We start from the raw sequence: 19,592 nt of genomic DNA on the forward strand, positions 1-19,592 counted from the left end.
TTACGAATTACGCATTAGTAATTTTTCATGGGAGAGACATGAAGCACGATTTTGACTTATTCGTGATTGGTGCAGGTTCTGGAGGCATTGCCACTGCTAGACGCGCCGCAGAATATGGTGCCAAAGTGGGAATTGCCGAGTTTGACAAACTAGGTGGAACCTGTGTCAATCGTGGCTGTGTTCCCAAAAAGTTGATGGTATATGCTTCTCATTTCCCCGACTCATTTGTAGAATCTCAAGGATATGGCTGGAGTCCAGTCGAGAGTACTTTAGATTGGGAAAAAATGATTACGGCGGTGAACAATGAAGTGAATCGCCTCAATGGAATTTACCAAAAAATGTTGGATAATTCCAAAGTTGAGTTATTGCAGGGATATGGTAAATTTGTCGATGCACATACTGTTATGGTTGGTGATAGACAAGTAACCGCAGACAAAATACTAATTGCAGTTGGTGGAAAACCTGTTAGACCAAACATTTTGGGAATTGAACATGCCATCACCTCCGATGATATTTTCCACTTAAAAGAACAACCCAAACGCATCGTAATTTTAGGCGCAGGTTACATCGGTTGCGAATTTGCCTGTATTTTAAAAGGGTTGGGTTGTGAAGTTACTCAGGTAGTTCGTGGGGACAAAATTTTGCGTGGCTTCGATGAAGACATCCGTGCAGAAATTCAGCAAGCAATGGTTAACCACGGCATCCGCATCATCAACAATATTGAATCAATTGCTATTGAAAAAACTGATGAAGGTGTGAAAGTCACAGTTAAAAGTAGTGGTGATACTGAAGAAACAGTAGTTGCTGATGCTGTGAGTTTAGCAGCTGTGGGTCGCAAACCCAATACCCAAAACCTTGGTTTAGAAAATACCAAAGTTCAGCATCAGGATGGGGCAATTATTGTGGATGAGTACAGTCGTACCCATGAAGAAAATATCTATGCACTAGGAGATTGTACAGATAAAATTAATTTGACACCAGTAGCTATTAATGAAGGTAGGGCATTGGCAGATACGGTATTTGGTAACAAGTCCCGCATCATGAGTTATGAAAATGTGCCTACAGCCATCTTCACCACACCAGAAGCTGCAACAGTTGGTTTAACTGAAGCCGAAGCAAGAGAAAAATATGGTGATGCGGTAAAAATTTATCGATCGCGCTTCCGCCCAATGTATTACACTCTAGCGGGTAAAGATGAAAAAACTTTGATTAAACTGATAGTTGATGGTAATACTGATAAAGTTGTAGGGGCGCATATGGTTGGTAATAGTGCCGCCGAGATTATTCAAGGAGTAGCGATCGCTGTTAAGATGGGTGCTACAAAAGCCGATTTTGATGCCACAGTCGGAATTCACCCGACTTCAGCCGAAGAATTCGTCACGATGCGCTAAATACAAATCTATAGGGTTGAGCAACTTTTAAGCAGTTGCCCAACCCAGTTTGATTTTTGGATTAAGTCGGCAGTCAAATATATTGTGTTAAATCAAGAAATTATCGCCACTGAAACACGGTGGAAAAAAGAATCTGTTATTCAAAATGCGACTTCGGTAAAACTAATAGTTGAAGTAGTTTCAAGTAATTGGCAGGACGATTACTACGATAAACTTCGTGACTATGTTCGCGCAGCGTCTCAAAGAGAAGGTATGGGCATTCCAGAGTATTGGATTATAGATTATGCTGCACTGGGCGATCGCAAATTTATCGGCAATCCCAAACAACCTACTATTTTTGTGTGCGAGTTAATTGACGAAGAATATCAGATGACTCCGTTTAGAGGAATAGACTGTATCGTATCGCCGACTTTCCCGGAGTTTAACTTGACCGCGCAGCAGATTTTTGACTCGGTATCGTTAGATTAGACATTCAATGTATAATTTCTGAGTATTTCGTGTATTTATCCCGCTTTTGTCACTTTCCGGGAGGGCAATTGCTAGAAGTCTTATGAGGCAATCAATACAAGCTATCCTATTAGAAAAAAATGGGTCTTGTATTTGTGATTAGAAAATAATCGTGCGATTGCCTACGGCACTGGCGAAGCCAATCGTTTGCTATGCAAAAGCTCTAGAATTCAGCAATAGCAAATGTTTTCGGAGAGTGACAGAACAGGGTTATTTTGCGTCGTTGCCCAGCCAACAGGCAAAGCTTCCCTAGTGTAAACAGTTAACGCGACTTCATAGCCAGTAATGGCAATTTCCATATTACTGGCTTTGTCACCTAAAGGGAATTGCTGAATTAAATGGCTCAAGATAGCAATAACTGCTGCTAAATATTCCGCCTGCGAATCAGTTTGAGATAGGCTTGCTGACGCTGTTCGTTCATAATCAGTTATCAGTTATCAGGAAGTAGAATCTCGGAAACTCAACATGAGAATGATTCAACGCCAACGCCCGCGATTCCTGAAAAGAATTAATGCAAAACGATACATTGCCAATGCAAGGCGATACATTGTGAATGCAAAGCAATACATTGCCAATGCAAGGCGATACATTATTAATGTAGCCAATTACATTTTAGGTGTAGCGATCGCAATTAACAATCGCAACTGTAACAAAGCGATCGCTGCGGCTGGCTATACCTACGCATTTACTATTTTGGCGATCGCTACCAGTTTCAGGTAAAAAGAGGATGCGAGCTTATTTTATAAGCTCATTGAAAATTTTTGATACTATATAAAAAAGTGGCAAAAATTAAAAATGATTGGCACGCATATTTACATCAGTCAAGAAATTCAAGAATCTCTAATTGAAGCAGCAGCTTTACAGCAAATTTCCGTCGAAGAACTAGTTTCTTCTATTTTGAGAGAAACTATTACCGAAAAGTTTGCTAAAATCCCTCCTTCTTCTGAACATCAAGCTAAATTTGCTGTTAATCCTCTTCAAGAAATGCAACCTTATGCTTATTTAGCAGACCCAAATGAACCGGCTATTTCTCCTGATGATTGGGAAATAAATCAGAATTTTGAGATGAATAATTTGTGATTATTCTTGATACTCACATTTGGGTTTGGTGGAATCACAATGATTCTAGATTGACAGATAAGCACAAAGAATCCATAAATGGCGAAAGACCTCATGGTTTAGGTGTTTGCTCGATAAGCTTATTAGAAATTAGCAGAATTGTGAATCAAAATAAGTTAATTCTTCCTTGTCCCCTTCAAGAGTGGTTTAATATTGCTTTGGCACAACAGGGAGTAGTTCTTTTGTCAATTACTCCCCAAATCGCTATTGATTGCTACTCACTTCCAGGAGATTTTCATAAAGATCCAGCTGATAGAATTATTGTTTCAACAGCAAGAATATATGATGTTCCTTTGGTAAGCGTAGATGAAAAAATCTTAGCTTATTCTTATGTAAAGAAAATTATCCCGTGAAAAAATTGGTAATTGGCAAAAGATGTTAGACAACACGCTGATTTTGCGATCGCCTTCCTCACTGCAAACACCACTCCTACAAAATAGTGCGATCGCCGATCTTGTAACTTATAATCAAAATAATCAGCAATATCAATCCTGCTAAATTCCAAAAGGAGTAATTATGAGTACCGAAACAGCCCTATGGAAAATTATAGAAAATTTGCCTCATACCCTGAAAATTGAACTTTTACATTATGCCGAATATTTAAGCACTAAATCTTCAACACTTCCACAAATCGAAGATGTAACTGTTTTAGAATCCGATACAGAAGAAACAGCAAATTGGCAATCTTTCTCTTTAAAAAACTTAAATCAATGTTATGTAGAAGATGAACCAGAATATGCCATAGAATCAATTAAAGAATATAACCCTAATTATGAAAGAAAGTAACATCATACTAACTCCTATTCCTCAAGCAAATGGAGAAATAAAAAATCGCCCTACGCTGATTTTGAGAGAAATGCCAAAATATCAAGACTTTTTGGTATGTGGAATTAGTACACAATTAAAACAATATATCCCTAATTTTGATGAAATCATTTCACCTAATGATGATGATTTCCAATCCAGTGGTTTAGTTAGTCAATCTGTTATTAGATTAAGTTTTTTAGCTGTCATTGCTCGTAACAATATAATTGGATCAATTGGCATAATTTCGACAGAAAGACATAACAAACTATTACATAATCTGAGTAAATATCTAGTTCAATAATATTGAACTTTACAATCAAAATAATAAGCCATTTTATGATTTCAGCATTCGCAGTTACTATTTTGGCGATCGCTGTTGCTGATTACATTTATTCTCAAACAACAAATCGATATAAAACATGAGTAAAAACATAGCTATTAATTAGGATGCCATGCTTCTCGGTTAATGGCGTAGTACACCACATCGACGTTATAAAAACGGGCATTTTTTTCATATTTCATGCCAACTTTTTGAATTACACGTACTGAAGCGATATTTTTGGGATGAGCGATCGCTACTATGCGATTTAGTCTGACTTGTTCAAACCCATACTTTATAGTAGCGGTGGCGGCTTCTGTGCCAACTCCCATCCTCCAATAAGATTTGTCAAACACGTAACCAAGTTCAACTTCTGGGGTATTGTCCAAAAAACCTAATCCACAACGGCCAATCATTCTACCGCTATCTTTGTGAATTACTGCCCACATCCCGAAATTATATTGTTGCCAATGCTGAATATGTTTGTGTAAGCTGGCTTGTGTCTGTTCCTGGTTTCTTGGCGAGAGATATTTCATTACCTCTGCATCAGTATAGAGACGAAACAGATCATCAAAGTCCTCTGTGATGAAGTGTCTCAATCGCAGTCTTGGGGTTTCTATTTCCGGCATGTCATTAGACACAGGTGTGAATGCTACATTAAATAAGCGTGTTTTCCCAGTGCAAAATTAATATAATGCTCCTATTATGAGCATCTACCAATCCCTGAAAAAATTTTACAGAAGAGACAGTTGGCGTAGCAACGACTGGCGGTTATTTTTGCGTTTACTTCCCTATGCCCGTCGTTATGTCAAATTGCTGATTGTGGCAATGTTATTGCTTGTACCAATCGCTCTCGCTAATGCCATACAACCATTACTGATTGGACAGGCTATCTCTTTAATCCGCAACGAACCAGGCACTTATGAGCTTCTCAGAAATCGCCCTTTGTGGCAAGGGCTAAATATCCTGGTGGGATTATTACTAGTAGCGATTGTTACCCGAATGCTATTTACTAGTGTTCAGGGTTATCTGCTACAGAAATTAGGACAAAATATTACAGCCGCAATTCGCCAAGACTTATTTAAGCATGTCACATCTTTAGCAGTTCGCTTTTTTGACCGCACACCTGTAGGTAAATTAATTACCAGACTCACCAGCGATGTGGAAATTCTGGGGGATGTATTTTCTACTGGGGCAATTGGCATAATCTCAGATATATTTTCTATGGTGGTGATTATCGGGATTATGTTTTCCATTCAGTGGCAACTTGCTTGTTTGCTGCTGTTAATATTGCTACCGATTACTTTGTTAATTATTTATTTCCAACAACAGTACCGCAAAGCTAATTACAAAGCGCGGGAAGAATTATCGTTGTTAAATTCCCAACTCCAAGAAAATATTGTTGGGATTAATGTAGTGCAGTTGTTTAGACGAGAAAAAATTAATGCAGAGTTATTTCGCATCGTCAACAACCGCTACATAGACCAAATGGATCAAACCATATTTTATGATTCTGCGGTGTCAGCCACTTTAGAATGGATTGGCCTAGTAGCGATCGCTGGTGTATTGTGGATGGGTGGTTGGTTGCTCTTGGGTCAAGACTTGACATTTTGGATATTGTCTGCATTTATCTTGTATGCTCAACGATTATTTGACCCATTGCGAGATTTTGCCGAAAAATTTACCGTTATTCAAGCTGGGTTTACCGCCATTGAACGGATTACCGATATTTTAGATGAACCAATAGAAATCCGAGATCGCAACAATCAACGCTTCTCAGTTTTTGATCATAGCTTCGGCTACATAGACGAAATCATTGCTGAGATGGAATCACAAAGTTTCAACTCCACACCAGAATTGGGCGAAATTTGCTTTGAACACGTCTGGTTTGCTTACAAAGACGATGATTTTGTCATTAAAGATTTGGACTTTGTGATTCGTCCTGGTGAAAAAGTAGCATTAGTCGGCCCTACAGGCGCAGGTAAAAGTTCCATTATTCGGCTGTTGTGTCGCCTCTATGAACCCACCCAAGGGCGAATTTTAATTGATGGCGTTGATATTCGAGAAGTCCCACAGGCAGATTTGCGCCGCTACATGGCTGTCATTTTACAGGAAGGTTTTTTGTTTGCTGGCGATGTTAAAAGTAATATCACCCTAGGAGACAGGTACACCTTTGAGGAAATAGAGTTAGCAGCAGAAAATACAAATATTGCTCAGTTTATTGCAGAATTGCCCCAAGGCTACAATACTCAATTGCGAGAACGTGGCACAAATATTTCTAGCGGTCAAAAACAACTTTTAGCTTTTGCTCGCGCTGCTATTCGTAACCCACAAATTCTTGTATTAGATGAAGCTACTGCTAGTTTAGATGTAAATACAGAAGCTTTAGTTCAGCAGGCACTAAATCAACTATTGACAAGACGTACTGCCATTATTATTGCTCACCGACTATCCACAATTCGCAACGTAGATCGCATATTTGTTCTCAAGCGAGGAGAATTAATCGAACAAGGTAGCCATGAAGAACTATTGCAACAAGGTGGTATGTATGCAACCTTACATAACTTACAAATGTTAGGAACTTAAGTTTCTTGATTATTAGAAAAAATTAGGAAAAATTGATAATCCGGCGGAACCACCTGATAATAGGTGGCTCAATTTTAACTTGAAAAGCTAGAAATTGAGTCCGCTGTAGGGAATTAAAATTATTATCGCTAATAAGAATTAATGAGCGCTGTCCATTAGGTAACCAAGGGCCAAGTGTTAACCCTTCAATATTATCTAGAGCTACGTCTAGGTTACGTAAATCTAACAAAAGTTTTTTCGTAACTGGTCGAATATTTTTAGAATTTGTCAAAAGGCTGTCGATATTTTGAAGATCATCAGCATCTGCTAAAGAAACTTGAAATAGAAAAATAGCAAATCCTAAACCAGTAAAAGACCTTTCTACACTTAGCAGGTGTCCTTGATTATCTAAGGCTAATAAATCTGGTAATCCACTAGCAAATTTTCCAGTTATATCGAATAATGGCTCAACTGGTTCAGTTTGGTACAAAAATTCTGCTCCTGGTTGTTGGGAGAGCAGATTATATTGCAAAATTCGGCAAGGAGTACCGACATTAGGTTTAGCAACTGACCCATCTTGGATAAGGGAATTTTCAGTTGCTGTAAATAAATGCTGGTGATTGGGTGTAATTGTGAGGCTCTCAAAGGCCAAATTGTTGCGGACACCAATTTTACCACTTTTGTTTGGCAAGAATTTTTTAGGTATGGGTAGTGTTGTAATTGTCCTACCAGAAGATAAAGTAAACTCTTGAATAAAAGGATTAATCAATCTGTCAACATCACCTTCCGAAGAAATGAAGACAGTATCTTTATTAGTTAAAGCAATACCTTCGGTATCAGTTGCTCTAGGAGGAAAGTTTTGACCATCTTTATTTAATAGCATGGTCACACCAACAGGTACAACACCATCATTTTTTAAAAAACCCTTACTCAAGTTAATTTTTAAAGTATAAAATCGGGCAGGAGCTTTTTGTCCTCTGTCATCGGAAATCGCATAATAAAAGTTTGTTTTAGCATCGTAGGTGATGCCTGATAATCCGCCAATTTCAGTTTTTTGAAAAGATAATCCTTTGGGTAATGTTGCTTCTCCGATGAAGTCGATGCTGCTGATTTCTATAGCATTGCTGGAAAAATTGATAATTAAAATTATGCTAATTAAAATAACGATTCCTAAATAAAAAATTTTGGGAAATTTCCTAAGTTTTCTGACTATATTCATTATGAAAAAAATTGATCAGCAATTCCTTGGCACTCCGAGTAGCATAGCAGTCATCTTCGTTGTAGCGTTGGATGATTTCTCAGAAAGTGCGATCGCACTAACCGCTAACAGGTAAGCTTTCGTTCGTGTCACCCTAGAATTTTTCGGATACTTGGAAGCGCAATCCATCCCTGTAGATTCATCTACATGATTTTAAAGCTCCCTTAACCCCTTGATGACTATCACTTTTAGGCAAGAGTTAAAGGGTTAATGGGAGCAATATTATAGTCAATTACACATGATAATTGACCAATGACTAGACAACCGCCATCGGGCGGATACCAGCAGAGTGACGGTCAATCACTTGGTCAATTAAGCCGTATTCTCTAGCTTCCTCTGGCGACATGAAGAAGTCGCGTTCGGTGTCTTCTGCAATGCGCTCAAGTGGCTGGCCAGTGTGTTCAGCGAGAAATTCGTTGAGCCGCCGCTTGTGATACAAAATTTCTCGCGCCTGAATTTCAATGTCAGTTGCTTGTCCTTGAGCGCCGCCTAGAGGTTGGTGAATCATAATCCGAGAATGGGGTAGACTCATCCGCTTACCTTTAGCACCAGCGCTGAGGAGGAAAGCGCCCATACTTGCTGCTAATCCGGTACAAATGGTACAGACATCTGGACGAATGTGCTTCATAGTGTCAAAAATACCCATACCAGCAGTTACCGAACCGCCGGGGGAATTGATGTACATATAGATGTCTTTTTCCGGGTCTTCTGCATCTAAGAAGAGCATTTGGGCAACTATTAAGTTAGCTAAGTTGCTGTCAACCTGTTGACCCAAAAAGATAATCCGCTCACGCAATAGTCGTGAGTAGATATCAAAGGCGCGTTCGCCGCGACCCGATTGCTCAATAACGATAGGAATCATGGAGCGTGTTTGTAGCTAATTTACATCTATTTTATCGATGACAGCCGCTGATGGCTGTCGTCATCCGCCAGACAGCTAATTTTCTCTTCTATCTGGCAGATGTAAATCATAACTCAGGCACTTTTTATAGGGGGAAGCGTCTAGAGATATGTCTCCACTTCCAGAGGGAGGATCAGTTAGGAAACATCGCCGCGATCGCTCGCTCCGACAATGGAACTGTCACACCACCTTAATTAACATGGTTAAAAGCCTGTTAAAACAAGAACTATAAACGTGTATTTTGTCAACGTTTATCTACTAATTCTCAAGCACCTGTCCAGAAAATCCCGTCAAATTCGGAAATTTATGAGTACGGGGTGTATTTAGAAAAACGGATTTTACTTGCAATGCTATCACCTGAGGGAGACCTGCCATGCTCGAAAAACTTGTGCAAGCCGCCATCATTACTTTCTTGCTTCATCTGATAGCAGGAATTAATCCTCATACCAAAATTCAGGCAAACCTTAAATCACCCACACCAGAAACACCAACAACAATCATGAGTTTTCTGTGGCGCTCTTTTCCCTAGCCAAATTGTGTGCAACCTTTGAGATAAGTCTTTAGTAGAGTTTTATTGATTTATTTATGTGAGTATCTCGACTAACACTCTAAGAAGGTAGACTGGGCAAAGAAGGCACTTTTCCGCAGATGAAAATATCATGACTAATCGCCTTGCTGAAGCTAAAAGTCTTTACCTTCGTAAACACGCTGAAAATCCCATTGATTGGTGGCCTTGGTGTGATGAAGCTCTTGCGACTGCAAGGGCGCAAAATAAACCCATATTTCTCTCTATTGGTTACTCCAGTTGTCACTGGTGTACGGTGATGGAAGGTGAGGCTTTTTCTGATGCGGCGATCGCTGATTACATGAATACCAATTTTCTACCAATCAAGGTAGATAGGGAAGAAAGACCAGACATCGACAGCATCTATATGCAGGCTTTGCAGATGATGAGTGGTCAAGGTGGTTGGCCTTTAAATGTCTTTCTCTCTCCAGAAGATTTGGTTCCTTTTTACGCTGGGACTTACTTTCCTATAGACCAACGTTATGGTCGTCCCGGTTTTTTACAAGTACTACAAGCTCTGCGTCGCTATTATGACACTGAAAAAGAAGACTTGCGCCAACGCAAAGCAGTAATTTTAGATTCCCTCCTCACCTCTGCGGTATTGCAAAATGGTGATCCCAATGAAGTCCAAGAAAATGAATTACTTCGCAAAGGTTGGGAAACTAGCACGGGGATCATTACTTCCAATCAGTACGGTAATAGCTTCCCGATGATTCCCTACGCAGAATTAGCACTGCGGGGAACTCGGTTTAATTTGCTATCTCGGTATGATAGCAAACAAATTTGTACTCAGCGGGGACTAGATTTAGCACTGGGTGGGATTTATGACCATGTAGGTGGCGGATTTCATCGCTACACTGTTGATCCCACTTGGACAGTGCCTCACTTTGAAAAAATGCTTTATGATAATGGGCAAATTTTAGAGTATCTAGCTAATTTATGGAGCGCTGGGATTCAAGAACCTGCATTTGCTAGGGCTGTGGCGGGGACTGTACAATGGCTACAGCGTGAAATGACTGCCTCGGAAGGTTACTTTTATGCGGCTCAAGATGCTGATAGCTTCACTAGCGCTGATGCAGCAGAGCCAGAAGAAGGAGCCTTTTACGTTTGGAGTTACAGCGAACTGCAAAATCTATTAACCCCAGAAGAACTAACAGAATTACAACAAGAGTTTACAGTTACTCCTGGCGGGAATTTTGAAGGGCAGAATGTACTGCAAAGGCGGAATGCAGGACAATTGAGTTCAAAACTAGAAACTGCATTAGTTAAACTGTTTACGGCTCGCTATGGTGATACACCAGAATCATTAAAGACATTCCCTCCAGCGCGTCATAATCAAGAAGCGAAAACTTACAACTGGCCTGGCCGCATTCCCTCGGTGACAGATACAAAAATGATAGCGGCTTGGAATAGCTTGATGATTTCTGGGTTAGCTAGAGCAGGTGGAGTATTCCAAGAACCGTTGTATTTAGAGTTAGCAGCACAAGCAGCTAACTTTATTTTGGAACATCAGTTTGTGGATGGACGTTTCCACAGACTCAATTATCAAGGTGAAGCAACGGTGTTAGCGCAGTCCGAAGATTACGCCTTTTTTATTAAAGCACTGTTAGATTTACAAGCTTGCTGCCCAGAGCAGAAACAGTGGTTGGAAAAAGCGATCGCTATCCAAGAAGAATTCGACGAATTTCTCTGGAGTGTAGAATTAGGAGGGTACTTCAACACATCTAGCGATGCTAGTGGGGATTTAATTGTCCGCGAACGCAGCTATGCAGATAATGCTACACCGTCAGCTAATGGAGTGGCGATCGCAAATCTGGTGCGTCTAGCCTTGCTCACCGATAATCTGCATTATCTTGATTTAGCCGAGCAAGGGTTAAAGGCTTTTAGAAGTGTCATGAGTAGCGCTCCCCAAGCTTGTCCTAGCTTGTTCACAGCTTTGGATTGGTATCGTAACTCTACCTTGATCCGCAGTACCACTGAGCAAATTAAATCACTTATTCCTCAATATTTACCTGTGGCGGCCTTTGCAGTGGTATCTAACTTACCAGAAGGAAGCATCGCCTTAGTTTGTCAAGGTTTGAAGTGTCTTGCACCTGCAACAAGTTTTGAGCAAATGTTACAGCAAGTGCAGCAAAGTCAAACTAGAGCATGAGGGGATGAATGAGATTGGTATAGCAGGTGACAGGTGACAGGTAACAGGTGACACTTCGGCATGGTTCGACTGCGCTCACCAGCCGCTCAGTGACCGCAGGTGACAGGGTTAAAAGTCTTTTAGTGCATGAGTTTTATCATTGGCCGATGTCCTAACTGCCTTGGCTACTGCTATATAAAGACGCGCTGGAAAAGTTATGTTGAGTCCAGACATTTGGATAATTTATTTTCTTGATTTCTCTGAAGACTAAGTAGGTCGGTGTTAAAAATTGTCGTTATGACAAGGCAGGAGGCAGAGGGCAGAAGGGAAGAGGTTTTCAAGCTACTTTACTTTCCGTTACATAGTTCGGTTTATTTGCACCTTTCTACTTAACTTGAACCAGAAAAAATATAAGTTGGGCGAACTCAAAGAAACTTCGCTTGTTTAGTACCGAATTTTTCTATTCGCCCAATACTTTTTAGACATTTTCTCAAAGATGAAAGAAGTTATTTAATGATTCCTAAAACAGGTACAGTTTCAGGCTCGGTAATTTGGGGAGAAAATAATCTCTTGGCAAATATTTGGGGTTTTGCTTGGGCAAATTGAATATATGATTGGCGTACCTGATTGTTGACAGCAACAGTTTTCACATCATACATTTGCGTTGCTAACTTGGGATACACACCAAAGCTAATAATCAACACTAAAAAACAAGCAGCAATAAATACTTCCCGCGGTCTAGCATCACTATAAACTGCTTCGTTAGGTAAGAGACAGTCTGTACCAAAGCAAACTGTTCCCTCATCTTCCTGATTTTCTAAAGCAGCATTGTTAATATCACAGTTGAGTTCTGCACCAGTACCGTAAAATACCTGTCTCAACATCGATAGTAGATAGATGGGTGTGAGAATAACTCCGACGGCAGCTAAGAATACCATCACGGTGCAGAATGTCGCACTGTAGATGTCGCTGGTGGTGACACCAACAAACACCTGAAGTTCGCTGACAAAGCCACTCATCCCAGGAAGTGCCAGAGATGCCATTGCGCCAGCGGTAAATAGGGCAAACACTTTGGGCATTACTTGGCCAATACCGCCCATGTTATCCATGGCCATTGTATGAGTGCGATCGTAGGTAACACCAGCTAAGAAAAACAATACTGCTGCAATCAAACCATGAGAGAGCATTTGCAGCATTGCACCACTTACTCCTACGTCAGTGAAGGAGGCAATTCCTAACAGCACAAAACCCATGTGGGAAATGGATGAATAGGCAAGGCGACGCTTCATGTTGGTCTGAGCGAAGGAGTTCAACGCACCATAAATAATATTGATTACGCCTAGAGTTGCCAGCGCGGGGGCAAAGTAAACATGAGCATCAGATAGCATTTCTAAATTGAGGCGAATTAGCCCATATCCGCCCATTTTGAGCAGCACACCTGCCAAAATCATGGATACAGGCGCAGATGCTTCACCGTGGGCATCAGGCAACCATGTATGGAAAGGAAAGATAGCTAACTTGACACCAAAGGCAATTAGCAATCCTGCATATAGCCACAGTTCTAAAGCTAGGGGGTAGTTTTTAGCACCAAGTTCGACTATATCAAAGGTTGTATTATCGCCATAGAGAGCCATTGCCAGCCCTGCTACGAGAATAAAAATTGAAGCTGCTGCGGTGTAAAGCAAAAATTTTGTAGCGGCGTAGCGGCGTTTTTGACCGCCCCAAATGGAGACAAGTAAATATACAGGAACTAATTCTAGTTCCCACATAATGAAGAACAACATTAAGTCTTGGGCGACAAACACACCGATTTGGGCAGAGTACAGCACCAACATCAAGAAATAAAACAGGCGTGGCTTTAAATTGACTTGCCATGCAGCAAAAATCGAAAGCGTTGTCACCAGCCCAGCCAATAGCACGAGTGGCGCGGAGATTCCATCGACTGAAACTGCCCAACTCACACCTAACTGAGGTAGCCAAACATATTTCTCCACGAGTTGAAAAGTCGTACTGCTGGCATCGTAATGCTTCCAAAAGGTATAGCACATCAAAATAAAGTCCGCGATCGCCACACCTAAGGCATACCATCGCACGAGCTTACCCTCTTTATCAGGAAGCACGGGAATGAGCATGGAAGCAACGAGTGGGAGTAGAATAATCGCGGTTAGCCAAGGAAATCCATCCGCTATCATGGCAGTAAGCAAAAATACTTATAGTTGAATGCAACTATTATATGCAATTTCGTTATATTTTCTTCATAAATCTTTACCGCGGATAGGTATAGACAAAAGTCGAAGGAGGTAAGAGGCAATAGACATCTCCGACAAAGAATGTAGAGACTTAGCAATGCTACGTCTCTACAAGGGTTTCGGGTAACACAAAATTAATTTCTGGAGATGTCTAATAGGCAGGAGGTAATAGTCTTGAAAGTCCTTTATTGTCAGGATTTTCTGCTTAGTTTGTCTCCTTATCTACCTAACCGTTGCGATAGAATTCTCTCCGCAGCACTTAGTACTTTGCTATGATTGCGGAGACTGATATCTCTATATCTGGAAACGCTATTGGGTAAATTGTGCCGTCTATAAATGTAGATTTTACAGCATACTCTCCATCTTGGGGTTCACGAAACACCACAAGCTGCCTTTGCTTTAAGTTAACCACCCAGTATTCAGGGATGTTAACTTCAGCATAAATTTTGCTTTTTATTTCTAAGTCCTTTTCTAAGCTGGAATTTGCGTATTCAATTAACCAAAAAATATTTTCTGGATAAGGATGATGGGTTAAGTATTCACGCCCCAATCGTTGGACAATAGCAATATCAGGTTCAGGTTCGGAATTATTAGGTAAGGTAATTGGTTTGTCTAGACGAATCATTGCCAGACCACCGATTAATTTAATTAAATATTCTCCTGCTTCACTACTAAAATATGCGTGGGGTTCTCCCTCTGGTGACATTTCGATAATTTCCCCTTTTAGTAGTTCTACCCATCGGTTTTCTAAAATACCCGCCTCAATCATGCGATGATATTCGTCTATCGACCATTTAGCTGTAGTTAGAGTCATAGCGATCGCTTTTCTTAGCTTTGCTGGCTTTACATTGTAGTCTAACAATTTCCTGTAAATGTTTAAATATTTTTGCGTAGGTACTTATGTTATGTACTTACAGCGTCAATTCCATAAAAATCCAGTTTGCCCGATATTCTGGGGGAACTTCAAGTTTTTCAAAATATGGTTCAATATCTTGAAAACCGAGTGAATGATAGAGTGCTTGTGCGTCCTTGGTAAAAGGAGCCGTATCTAGGCGTAGCTTTGAGTAACCAATATTAGCAGCTTCATAGATAATATTTTCTAATAAAGCCCGACCTATCCCTTTTGTCCGAAACTTTGGTCTGACATACATTCTTTTAACCTCGCCAACACCCTCCTCAATTTTACGCAAACAAGCGCAACCAACTATTTTGCCTTTATATTTTCCTAAAAGTAAGCGTCCTTCTGGTGGCATAAACTCGTGGAGTTGAGCCATACATTCCTCTAAGGAACGATTAACATCAAAACTAATGTTATATTCACTGCTCCACATCAAGTGTATCCAGTTAAAATATTCTGATAATAATTCACTTACATGATGTTTATACTTATCAGTTTCAACTTGAATAATTTTTAGCAAAGTATATCTCTCCTTGAAAGTTGCCAAAAAGAACGTGAGCCTATCTATCCTCCCATCCTTGCGAGAGAATATCTTTTGAGTCGTCTACAAGCAACATATTGAATGAAAACTTACGATTGGATTGTTGTTGGTGGCGGGATTACAGGTGCTACACTCGCCTACGAATTAATCAAAATAGGCTTGAGTGTACTTTTATTAGAACAACATGTCACACCAGAGAATGCAACTCGATATAGTTATGGTGGACTAGCTTATTGGTCAGGTACAACACCACTAACTCGTCAATTATGCCAGGAAGCGATCGCTCGTTACCAAATTCTGTCTCAAGAGTTAGATGCTGATATTCAGTTGCGAGAATTAGATTTATTGCTGACGATTTCCGCCGATAGTAACCCAGAAGCCGCATCTGCTGTCTATGCAAATTGTGCAGTACGTCCGCAATTAGTCAGTGTACAGGAAGCCTGTGAGTTAGAACCACTTTTGAATCGGGAGGCGATCGCAGGTGCTTTAACTGTCAAACATGGCCATATTCATCCAGACAAAACAGCACAAGCTTACATTCAAGCTTTCTTACGTGCTGGGGGTGAAATGCAAATTAGTCAAGTTTTACAAGTCCTCAAAGGTGGTGTGCAAACTAACACCGGAAACTATTACAGCGCTAACGTTGTAGTTTGTACTGGTGGACTCAGCCGACAATTACTCAAATCAGCAGGTATTTCCATCAAAGTGTATTTTACCCACACAGAAATGATTGAAATTCCACCTGTGAATTTGCGTTTACATACTTTGATAATGCCAGCTAATCTGCAAAGATTTCAATTAGAAACAGCATCTACTCAAGTTGATGAATTATGGGATGAATTAGGAAATGAATTAGTCTCGCCAATCTTAGATGTAGGTGCAGTCCAGTTTTTAGATGGTAGCTTGCGCTTGGGTCAAATTAGTCGTGTCCTCACAAATCCTTATGCAAAGGTAAACTCAAAAGAAAGTGAGAAATGGCTGCGAACTAGTATCGCACAAGTGTTACCAGCTTTGGGTAACTTACCAGGAACTTGGCATCATTGTTTAGTGGCGTTTAGTAAAAATCGTCTACCTGTAATTGCTGCTGTCCCAGAATTTGCAGGTGTTTATATTTTTTCTGGATTTAGCAATCCTCTTGTTTTTGTTCCGCCTTTAGCACAACGTTTTGCTAAGTTTGTAACTGGTAAGGAAGATGAAGTTATTATGGGACTTACGGAAGTTTAATGAGGTTTTGTTTAACGCAAAGGTGCGCGGAGGTGAGCGCAGAGTTACACGGAGATTTTTTAATTAAGTATTTAAGCAAATCTTTATAGAGAATGTTTAAATGCTGTTGATTTGATTTTTGTTTAATCTAACTTCTTGAATTTCTAGATTCGTTATGTCTGTAGCAATGATTTCGGCTGCTTCTTCTAAAAGTTGCTTTTGTTCTTGTTGAATTGCTTCTAAACGACAAGAAATTTCTGCTAATCTTTGCTGTTTATCTTGATAAAGAGTTTTATTATTAGATGTGTTATCTATTTGATGATAATTGGTAACTTGATTAAAAGTAAAACTACCAACTCTAGCTAAGGTAAGAAAGATAACTTTTATCAAAGCTGACAATAATTTTAATGGTGCTTGCAATATGGAAAAACTGGCTGTTGTAAATAAGCGAATAATAGCGTTGATAATACTGCCAAGAATAACCAAACTAAAGAGCAGAATGACTAAACTAATAACAGGGTGATTTGCTGACCAATTGAGTACATGAAGCAGACGCAATATTGCTGGATGTTGTGTTAGCCAATCATTCATTGAGGAGGCGATCGCGGTTTCAATTGCTCCTGATGTTGTATTCTTAAATTGATCAGCCGTTTGCAGCCCTTGACCGATAGAAGATTTAGCTTGTTCAAGGGTTGTTGTTGCTGTTTTTTGCCAAGACTCTCCAACTTGTTGAGCAGAGTTAAAGTTTTGATTGACAAAATTCTGAACATTTTGCCAACTTTGAGTAACTTCTTCAGGCAAACTGATATTTATTTGAGGTGTCATATAAAATTTCACCGAGGCTGAAATCGAACCCGCAACCCATCTTTGGGACGATTTGTGGGAATCCGTACTGTAGCCAAACTTTGGTTAGGTAAGATTTCCCAATCATAGCTGCGTAAAAGATGGGCAGCAACAATCTTCATTTCCATTTTGGCAAATGCTACACCAATACACACACGCGGCCCCCCACCAAAACCAATTAAACTAAAAGGATACTTTTTGTGTTCTTGGCGCTGAGGACTGAAACGGTCAGGGTCAAAACGTTCTGGTTCAGGGTAAATTTCTGGCAGGTTTTGGGTAGTTAAAATTGAATAATATAATTGCCAACCGGCCGGGACGTAGAAACCTTCATATTCAAACTCTTTGATTACACCGCGAAATCCCCCTGCAACTGGTGGATGTAGTCTTTCAACCTCCGATAAAATTTGTTCTAGATAGGGCATTTGCCCCAATTGTTCTATGGTTATGGAAGCGTCTTGAGCGAGTTGCAACTGTTCTTCCCTGGCGCGTTGTAAAACTTCTGGATGACGCGCTAATTCTGTAACTAACCACGTCAACATTGCAGTTGTGGTTTCATGTCCAGCAAAGAGTAACAGCAATGCTTGAGCAATAATTTCTTTTTCACTTAAGCTGTTACCATCTTCATCTCTAGCTTGGATTAATAAACTCAAAGCATCTTTGGTGGGATTTTGCTGGCGTTCTTTCACAACCTGAGCAATATGTTCTAAAATTTGATTGCGAGCAGCGATCGCTTTGCTAAAGGTAGTAAAAGGTAAAGGCAAAGTATTCAGAGCAAAAAAACCGTTGGTGAGGTTGGTAAATAACCCACTCAGACGTATAGCTTCCTCGCCAGAACTTGTACCTAGCAACAATTGACTAGCAATATCAAATGTGAGTTTTTTAAACTCATCAAACCAAGTAAACTCTTGTTTGGTTTCCCATCGTTTGAGATAGTTCCGTGTAATTTCGTCCATTGTGGTGACATAGTTTGCCAGTGCTGGCCCGTGTAATGCTGGCATCATCAAGCGGCGATTTCTGCGATGTTCTTCACCATCTTGCACAAACAATGATTCACCCAACAGTACTTTAAAATTTTCTGGCCAACCCTCCCGCCAAGAAAAATCTTCCATGTGGCTGGAAAGGACAAACTCAACCGCTTTTGGCCCTATCATTGCGACTGTTGGTCTACCTAACATATGGGTTTTAAAAATAGACCCGTAACGCTGATAGCGCTTTTCGACAAAGTTTAAGTCTGCAAGAAAAGAGAGAGTTTCGCCTAAGATAGGTAAACCAAAGTTTCCGGGTGGTAGTTGCATTTTGTTATCAGATTAGCGATCGCACGTTTCAATTTTAATTAACTCTAAGTCTTTTAGGGAAATGCGATCGCACAGATCAAATAGAAAAAGGGTGATGTGTTCACCAGGAATAATTAAGCGATCGCTATTCAGTAATTAAAAAAAATTTATCAGGCAGTGACGACAATGGCGCTAAACTCTTATGACGAAGAAGCCCTGAAAGTCAAATTGATAGTCCCTGATGAAGTTAGCCGATATCCTCAAAGACTCAAATTACAAGCTGTCGCAGTTTACGATCGCCGAAATTGAGCAGTTAGAGCAGACGATTACCCTCAAAGCAACCAAAAACGGTGATGTTCCTTATACGGTGTGTTTGGTGCGCCAAAAAGCGATTAAGCTAACACCAGAGGAGGCAATTCGGCAATTATATTTACAGGTTTTGCGCGATCGCTTGCACTATCCCCTCAGTCGCATTCAGGTTGAGTATGGGGTGAACTTTGGGCGAGAGGTGAAACGGGCAGACATCGTAGTTATGGATAAAGACCGTCCTAACACGGTCTACATACTCGTAGAGCTAAAAAAGCCAAAGCTCAAGGATGGGAAAGACCAGCTGCGCTCTTACTGCAATGCTACAGGTGCGCCGATCGCTGTCTGGACAAATGGCGATCAAATTTCTTACTATCAGCGCAAAGACCCCAATTATTTTGAAGACATTCCGGGGCTACCCAATGCAAATCAAACCCTAGCAGATATTCTCCAGATCAAGTTCACCCTGGAAGACCTGATTGCTAATGACAAGTTAGTGAAGGAGAATAAGGGACTTCCAGAGAATAAAATATACAACTTATGAAAATGATAATCATTCCGGTGGCGGGAAGGGAAAGGTTGCTAACGGCAACCTTTCCCTTCCCTTTTTGTAGTAAATTCAATGATGATTCGATTTTGGATGTGCATAGGTGTCAATGGAATTAACAGATTCACTAAAGCATTTGTTGAAGGAAACTGCACAGCAATTAAAAGG

Annotated in this window: 22 protein-coding genes and 1 pseudogene; 14 read left to right on the top strand and 9 right to left on the bottom strand. The window is 40.3% G+C overall.

The window, feature by feature from the left end; translation table 11 throughout:
- Positions 1-38: 38 nt before the first annotated feature.
- Positions 39-1,391 carry a glutathione-disulfide reductase gene (gene gorA / locus IQ259_RS04105; RefSeq protein WP_193881224.1) on the top strand — a complete coding sequence of 451 codons (1,353 nt, stop codon included), beginning with the start codon at positions 39-41 and terminating at the stop codon, positions 1,389-1,391.
- Between the two features lie 81 nt (positions 1,392-1,472).
- Positions 1,473-1,859 (top strand): annotated as a pseudogene (locus IQ259_RS04110) (Uma2 family endonuclease); the annotation flags it as partial.
- Between the two features lie 209 nt (positions 1,860-2,068).
- Here IQ259_RS04110 and IQ259_RS04115 read toward each other — a convergent pair.
- Entirely contained in the window at positions 2,069-2,245 is a 177-nt protein-coding gene (locus tag IQ259_RS04115) for a hypothetical protein (protein ID WP_193881226.1), read from the bottom strand.
- 202 nt (positions 2,246-2,447) lie between these two features.
- On the opposite strand from IQ259_RS04115, the gene IQ259_RS04120 reads away from it, so the two are divergent.
- The 6 genes from IQ259_RS04120 to IQ259_RS04140 all read left to right on the top strand — a co-directional run bounded on the left by IQ259_RS04120 (position 2,448) and on the right by IQ259_RS04140 (position 4,125).
- Positions 2,448-2,618 carry a hypothetical protein gene (locus tag IQ259_RS04120; protein ID WP_193881228.1) on the top strand — a complete coding sequence of 57 codons (171 nt, stop codon included), beginning with the start codon at positions 2,448-2,450 and terminating at the stop codon, positions 2,616-2,618.
- 75 nt (positions 2,619-2,693) lie between these two features.
- Complete coding sequence (locus IQ259_RS04125; protein WP_193881230.1) at positions 2,694-2,978, top strand: hypothetical protein; 285 nt, start codon at positions 2,694-2,696, stop codon at positions 2,976-2,978.
- Complete coding sequence (locus IQ259_RS04130; protein ID WP_193881232.1) at positions 2,975-3,370, top strand: type II toxin-antitoxin system VapC family toxin; 396 nt, start codon at positions 2,975-2,977, stop codon at positions 3,368-3,370. The genes IQ259_RS04125 and IQ259_RS04130 overlap by 4 nt, the downstream gene beginning before the upstream one ends.
- 22 nt (positions 3,371-3,392) lie before the next feature.
- Entirely contained in the window at positions 3,393-3,515 is a 123-nt protein-coding gene (locus IQ259_RS27495) for a hypothetical protein (protein ID WP_255525235.1), read from the top strand.
- A gap of 18 nt (positions 3,516-3,533) precedes the next feature.
- Complete coding sequence (locus IQ259_RS27035; RefSeq protein WP_228014353.1) at positions 3,534-3,803, top strand: DUF2281 domain-containing protein; 270 nt, start codon at positions 3,534-3,536, stop codon at positions 3,801-3,803.
- Entirely contained in the window at positions 3,790-4,125 is a 336-nt protein-coding gene (locus tag IQ259_RS04140) for a type II toxin-antitoxin system PemK/MazF family toxin (protein ID WP_193881234.1), read from the top strand. Before IQ259_RS27035 ends, IQ259_RS04140 begins: the two co-directional genes overlap by 14 nt.
- 137 nt (positions 4,126-4,262) lie before the next feature.
- Here IQ259_RS04140 and IQ259_RS04145 read toward each other — a convergent pair whose 3' ends face one another.
- Entirely contained in the window at positions 4,263-4,784 is a 522-nt protein-coding gene (locus tag IQ259_RS04145) for a GNAT family N-acetyltransferase (RefSeq protein WP_339383950.1), read from the bottom strand.
- 64 nt (positions 4,785-4,848) lie between these two features.
- Between IQ259_RS04145 and IQ259_RS04150 the strand changes: the two genes are divergently transcribed.
- Positions 4,849-6,729 carry an ABC transporter ATP-binding protein gene (locus IQ259_RS04150; protein ID WP_193881236.1) on the top strand — a complete coding sequence of 627 codons (1,881 nt, stop codon included), beginning with the start codon at positions 4,849-4,851 and terminating at the stop codon, positions 6,727-6,729.
- A gap of 22 nt (positions 6,730-6,751) precedes the next feature.
- Here IQ259_RS04150 and IQ259_RS04155 read toward each other — a convergent pair whose 3' ends face one another.
- Together IQ259_RS04155 and clpP are read right to left on the bottom strand one after the other, a co-directional pair.
- Positions 6,752-7,927, bottom strand: coding sequence for an esterase-like activity of phytase family protein (locus IQ259_RS04155; RefSeq protein ID WP_193881238.1), 1,176 nt, complete (start codon positions 7,925-7,927; stop codon positions 6,752-6,754).
- Positions 7,928-8,222: 295 nt separating this feature from the next.
- Positions 8,223-8,828 (bottom strand): ATP-dependent Clp endopeptidase proteolytic subunit ClpP, encoded by a 606-nt coding sequence (gene clpP / locus IQ259_RS04160; protein WP_193881240.1) that lies wholly within the window; start codon positions 8,826-8,828, stop codon positions 8,223-8,225.
- A gap of 50 nt (positions 8,829-8,878) precedes the next feature.
- On the opposite strand from clpP, the gene IQ259_RS04165 reads away from it, so the two are divergent.
- From IQ259_RS04165 to IQ259_RS04175, 3 genes are all read left to right on the top strand, one after another.
- Positions 8,879-9,061, top strand: coding sequence for a hypothetical protein (locus IQ259_RS04165; protein ID WP_193881243.1), 183 nt, complete (start codon positions 8,879-8,881; stop codon positions 9,059-9,061).
- A gap of 179 nt (positions 9,062-9,240) precedes the next feature.
- Entirely contained in the window at positions 9,241-9,396 is a 156-nt protein-coding gene (locus IQ259_RS04170) for a hypothetical protein (RefSeq protein WP_193881246.1), read from the top strand.
- A gap of 130 nt (positions 9,397-9,526) precedes the next feature.
- Entirely contained in the window at positions 9,527-11,584 is a 2,058-nt protein-coding gene (locus IQ259_RS04175) for a thioredoxin domain-containing protein (RefSeq protein ID WP_193881250.1), read from the top strand.
- Positions 11,585-12,069: 485 nt separating this feature from the next.
- Here IQ259_RS04175 and IQ259_RS04180 read toward each other — a convergent pair whose 3' ends face one another.
- From IQ259_RS04180 to IQ259_RS04190, 3 genes are all read right to left on the bottom strand, one after another.
- Positions 12,070-13,755 (bottom strand): NAD(P)H-quinone oxidoreductase subunit 4, encoded by a 1,686-nt coding sequence (locus IQ259_RS04180; RefSeq protein ID WP_193881253.1) that lies wholly within the window; start codon positions 13,753-13,755, stop codon positions 12,070-12,072.
- A 316-nt stretch (positions 13,756-14,071) separates the two neighbouring features.
- Complete coding sequence (locus IQ259_RS04185) at positions 14,072-14,626, bottom strand: Uma2 family endonuclease (RefSeq protein WP_193881279.1); 555 nt, start codon at positions 14,624-14,626, stop codon at positions 14,072-14,074.
- Between the two features lie 97 nt (positions 14,627-14,723).
- On the bottom strand, positions 14,724-15,230 hold the full coding sequence (locus tag IQ259_RS04190; RefSeq protein WP_193881255.1) for a GNAT family N-acetyltransferase: 507 nt from the start codon (positions 15,228-15,230) through the stop codon (positions 14,724-14,726).
- A gap of 102 nt (positions 15,231-15,332) precedes the next feature.
- Here IQ259_RS04190 and IQ259_RS04195 point away from each other — a divergent pair, with 102 nt between their 5' ends.
- Positions 15,333-16,475: an FAD-binding oxidoreductase gene (locus IQ259_RS04195; protein ID WP_193881258.1), complete on the top strand. Its 1,143-nt coding sequence runs from the start codon at positions 15,333-15,335 to the stop codon at positions 16,473-16,475.
- Between the two features lie 96 nt (positions 16,476-16,571).
- On the opposite strand, the gene IQ259_RS04200 is transcribed toward IQ259_RS04195, so the two are convergent.
- Positions 16,572-17,279, bottom strand: coding sequence for a hypothetical protein (locus IQ259_RS04200; protein ID WP_193881261.1), 708 nt, complete (start codon positions 17,277-17,279; stop codon positions 16,572-16,574).
- A gap of 8 nt (positions 17,280-17,287) precedes the next feature.
- Complete coding sequence (locus IQ259_RS04205; RefSeq protein WP_193881264.1) at positions 17,288-18,592, bottom strand: cytochrome P450; 1,305 nt, start codon at positions 18,590-18,592, stop codon at positions 17,288-17,290.
- A gap of 220 nt (positions 18,593-18,812) precedes the next feature.
- Here IQ259_RS04205 and IQ259_RS04210 point away from each other — a divergent pair, with 220 nt between their 5' ends.
- The gene (locus IQ259_RS04210) at positions 18,813-19,421 is read left to right on the top strand and encodes a type I restriction enzyme HsdR N-terminal domain-containing protein (protein WP_193881266.1); all 609 of its coding nucleotides are present in this window, start codon (positions 18,813-18,815) and stop codon (positions 19,419-19,421) included.
- The last annotated feature ends 171 nt before the right edge of the window (positions 19,422-19,592 follow it).

This window comes from Fortiea sp. LEGE XX443 (assembly GCF_015206815.1).
Classification (GTDB): domain Bacteria; phylum Cyanobacteriota; class Cyanobacteriia; order Cyanobacteriales; family Nostocaceae; genus Nostoc_B.

What these genes read in the sequence shown, in the direction of transcription:
- IQ259_RS04200 (WP_193881261.1), bottom strand. Translation starts at nt 17,279, where the DNA reads ATGACACCTCAAATAAATATCAGTTTGCCTGAAGAAGTTACTCAAAGT.
- IQ259_RS04195 (WP_193881258.1), top strand. Translation starts at nt 15,333, where the DNA reads ATGAAAACTTACGATTGGATTGTTGTTGGTGGCGGGATTACAGGTGCT.
- gorA (WP_193881224.1), top strand. Translation starts at nt 39, where the DNA reads ATGAAGCACGATTTTGACTTATTCGTGATTGGTGCAGGTTCTGGAGGC.
- IQ259_RS04175 (WP_193881250.1), top strand. Translation starts at nt 9,527, where the DNA reads ATGACTAATCGCCTTGCTGAAGCTAAAAGTCTTTACCTTCGTAAACAC.
- IQ259_RS04210 (WP_193881266.1), top strand. Translation starts at nt 18,813, where the DNA reads ATGAAGTTAGCCGATATCCTCAAAGACTCAAATTACAAGCTGTCGCAG.
- IQ259_RS04205 (WP_193881264.1), bottom strand. Translation starts at nt 18,592, where the DNA reads ATGCAACTACCACCCGGAAACTTTGGTTTACCTATCTTAGGCGAAACT.
- IQ259_RS04180 (WP_193881253.1), bottom strand. Translation starts at nt 13,755, where the DNA reads ATGATAGCGGATGGATTTCCTTGGCTAACCGCGATTATTCTACTCCCA.
- IQ259_RS04155 (WP_193881238.1), bottom strand. Translation starts at nt 7,927, where the DNA reads ATGAATATAGTCAGAAAACTTAGGAAATTTCCCAAAATTTTTTATTTA.
- IQ259_RS04125 (WP_193881230.1), top strand. Translation starts at nt 2,694, where the DNA reads ATGATTGGCACGCATATTTACATCAGTCAAGAAATTCAAGAATCTCTA.
- IQ259_RS04185 (WP_193881279.1), bottom strand. Translation starts at nt 14,626, where the DNA reads ATGACTCTAACTACAGCTAAATGGTCGATAGACGAATATCATCGCATG.
- IQ259_RS04170 (WP_193881246.1), top strand. Translation starts at nt 9,241, where the DNA reads ATGCTCGAAAAACTTGTGCAAGCCGCCATCATTACTTTCTTGCTTCAT.
- clpP (WP_193881240.1), bottom strand. Translation starts at nt 8,828, where the DNA reads ATGATTCCTATCGTTATTGAGCAATCGGGTCGCGGCGAACGCGCCTTT.
- IQ259_RS27495 (WP_255525235.1), top strand. Translation starts at nt 3,393, where the DNA reads ATGTTAGACAACACGCTGATTTTGCGATCGCCTTCCTCACTGCAAACA.
- IQ259_RS27035 (WP_228014353.1), top strand. Translation starts at nt 3,534, where the DNA reads ATGAGTACCGAAACAGCCCTATGGAAAATTATAGAAAATTTGCCTCAT.
- IQ259_RS04165 (WP_193881243.1), top strand. Translation starts at nt 8,879, where the DNA reads ATGGCTGTCGTCATCCGCCAGACAGCTAATTTTCTCTTCTATCTGGCA.
- IQ259_RS04150 (WP_193881236.1), top strand. Translation starts at nt 4,849, where the DNA reads ATGAGCATCTACCAATCCCTGAAAAAATTTTACAGAAGAGACAGTTGG.
- IQ259_RS04140 (WP_193881234.1), top strand. Translation starts at nt 3,790, where the DNA reads ATGAAAGAAAGTAACATCATACTAACTCCTATTCCTCAAGCAAATGGA.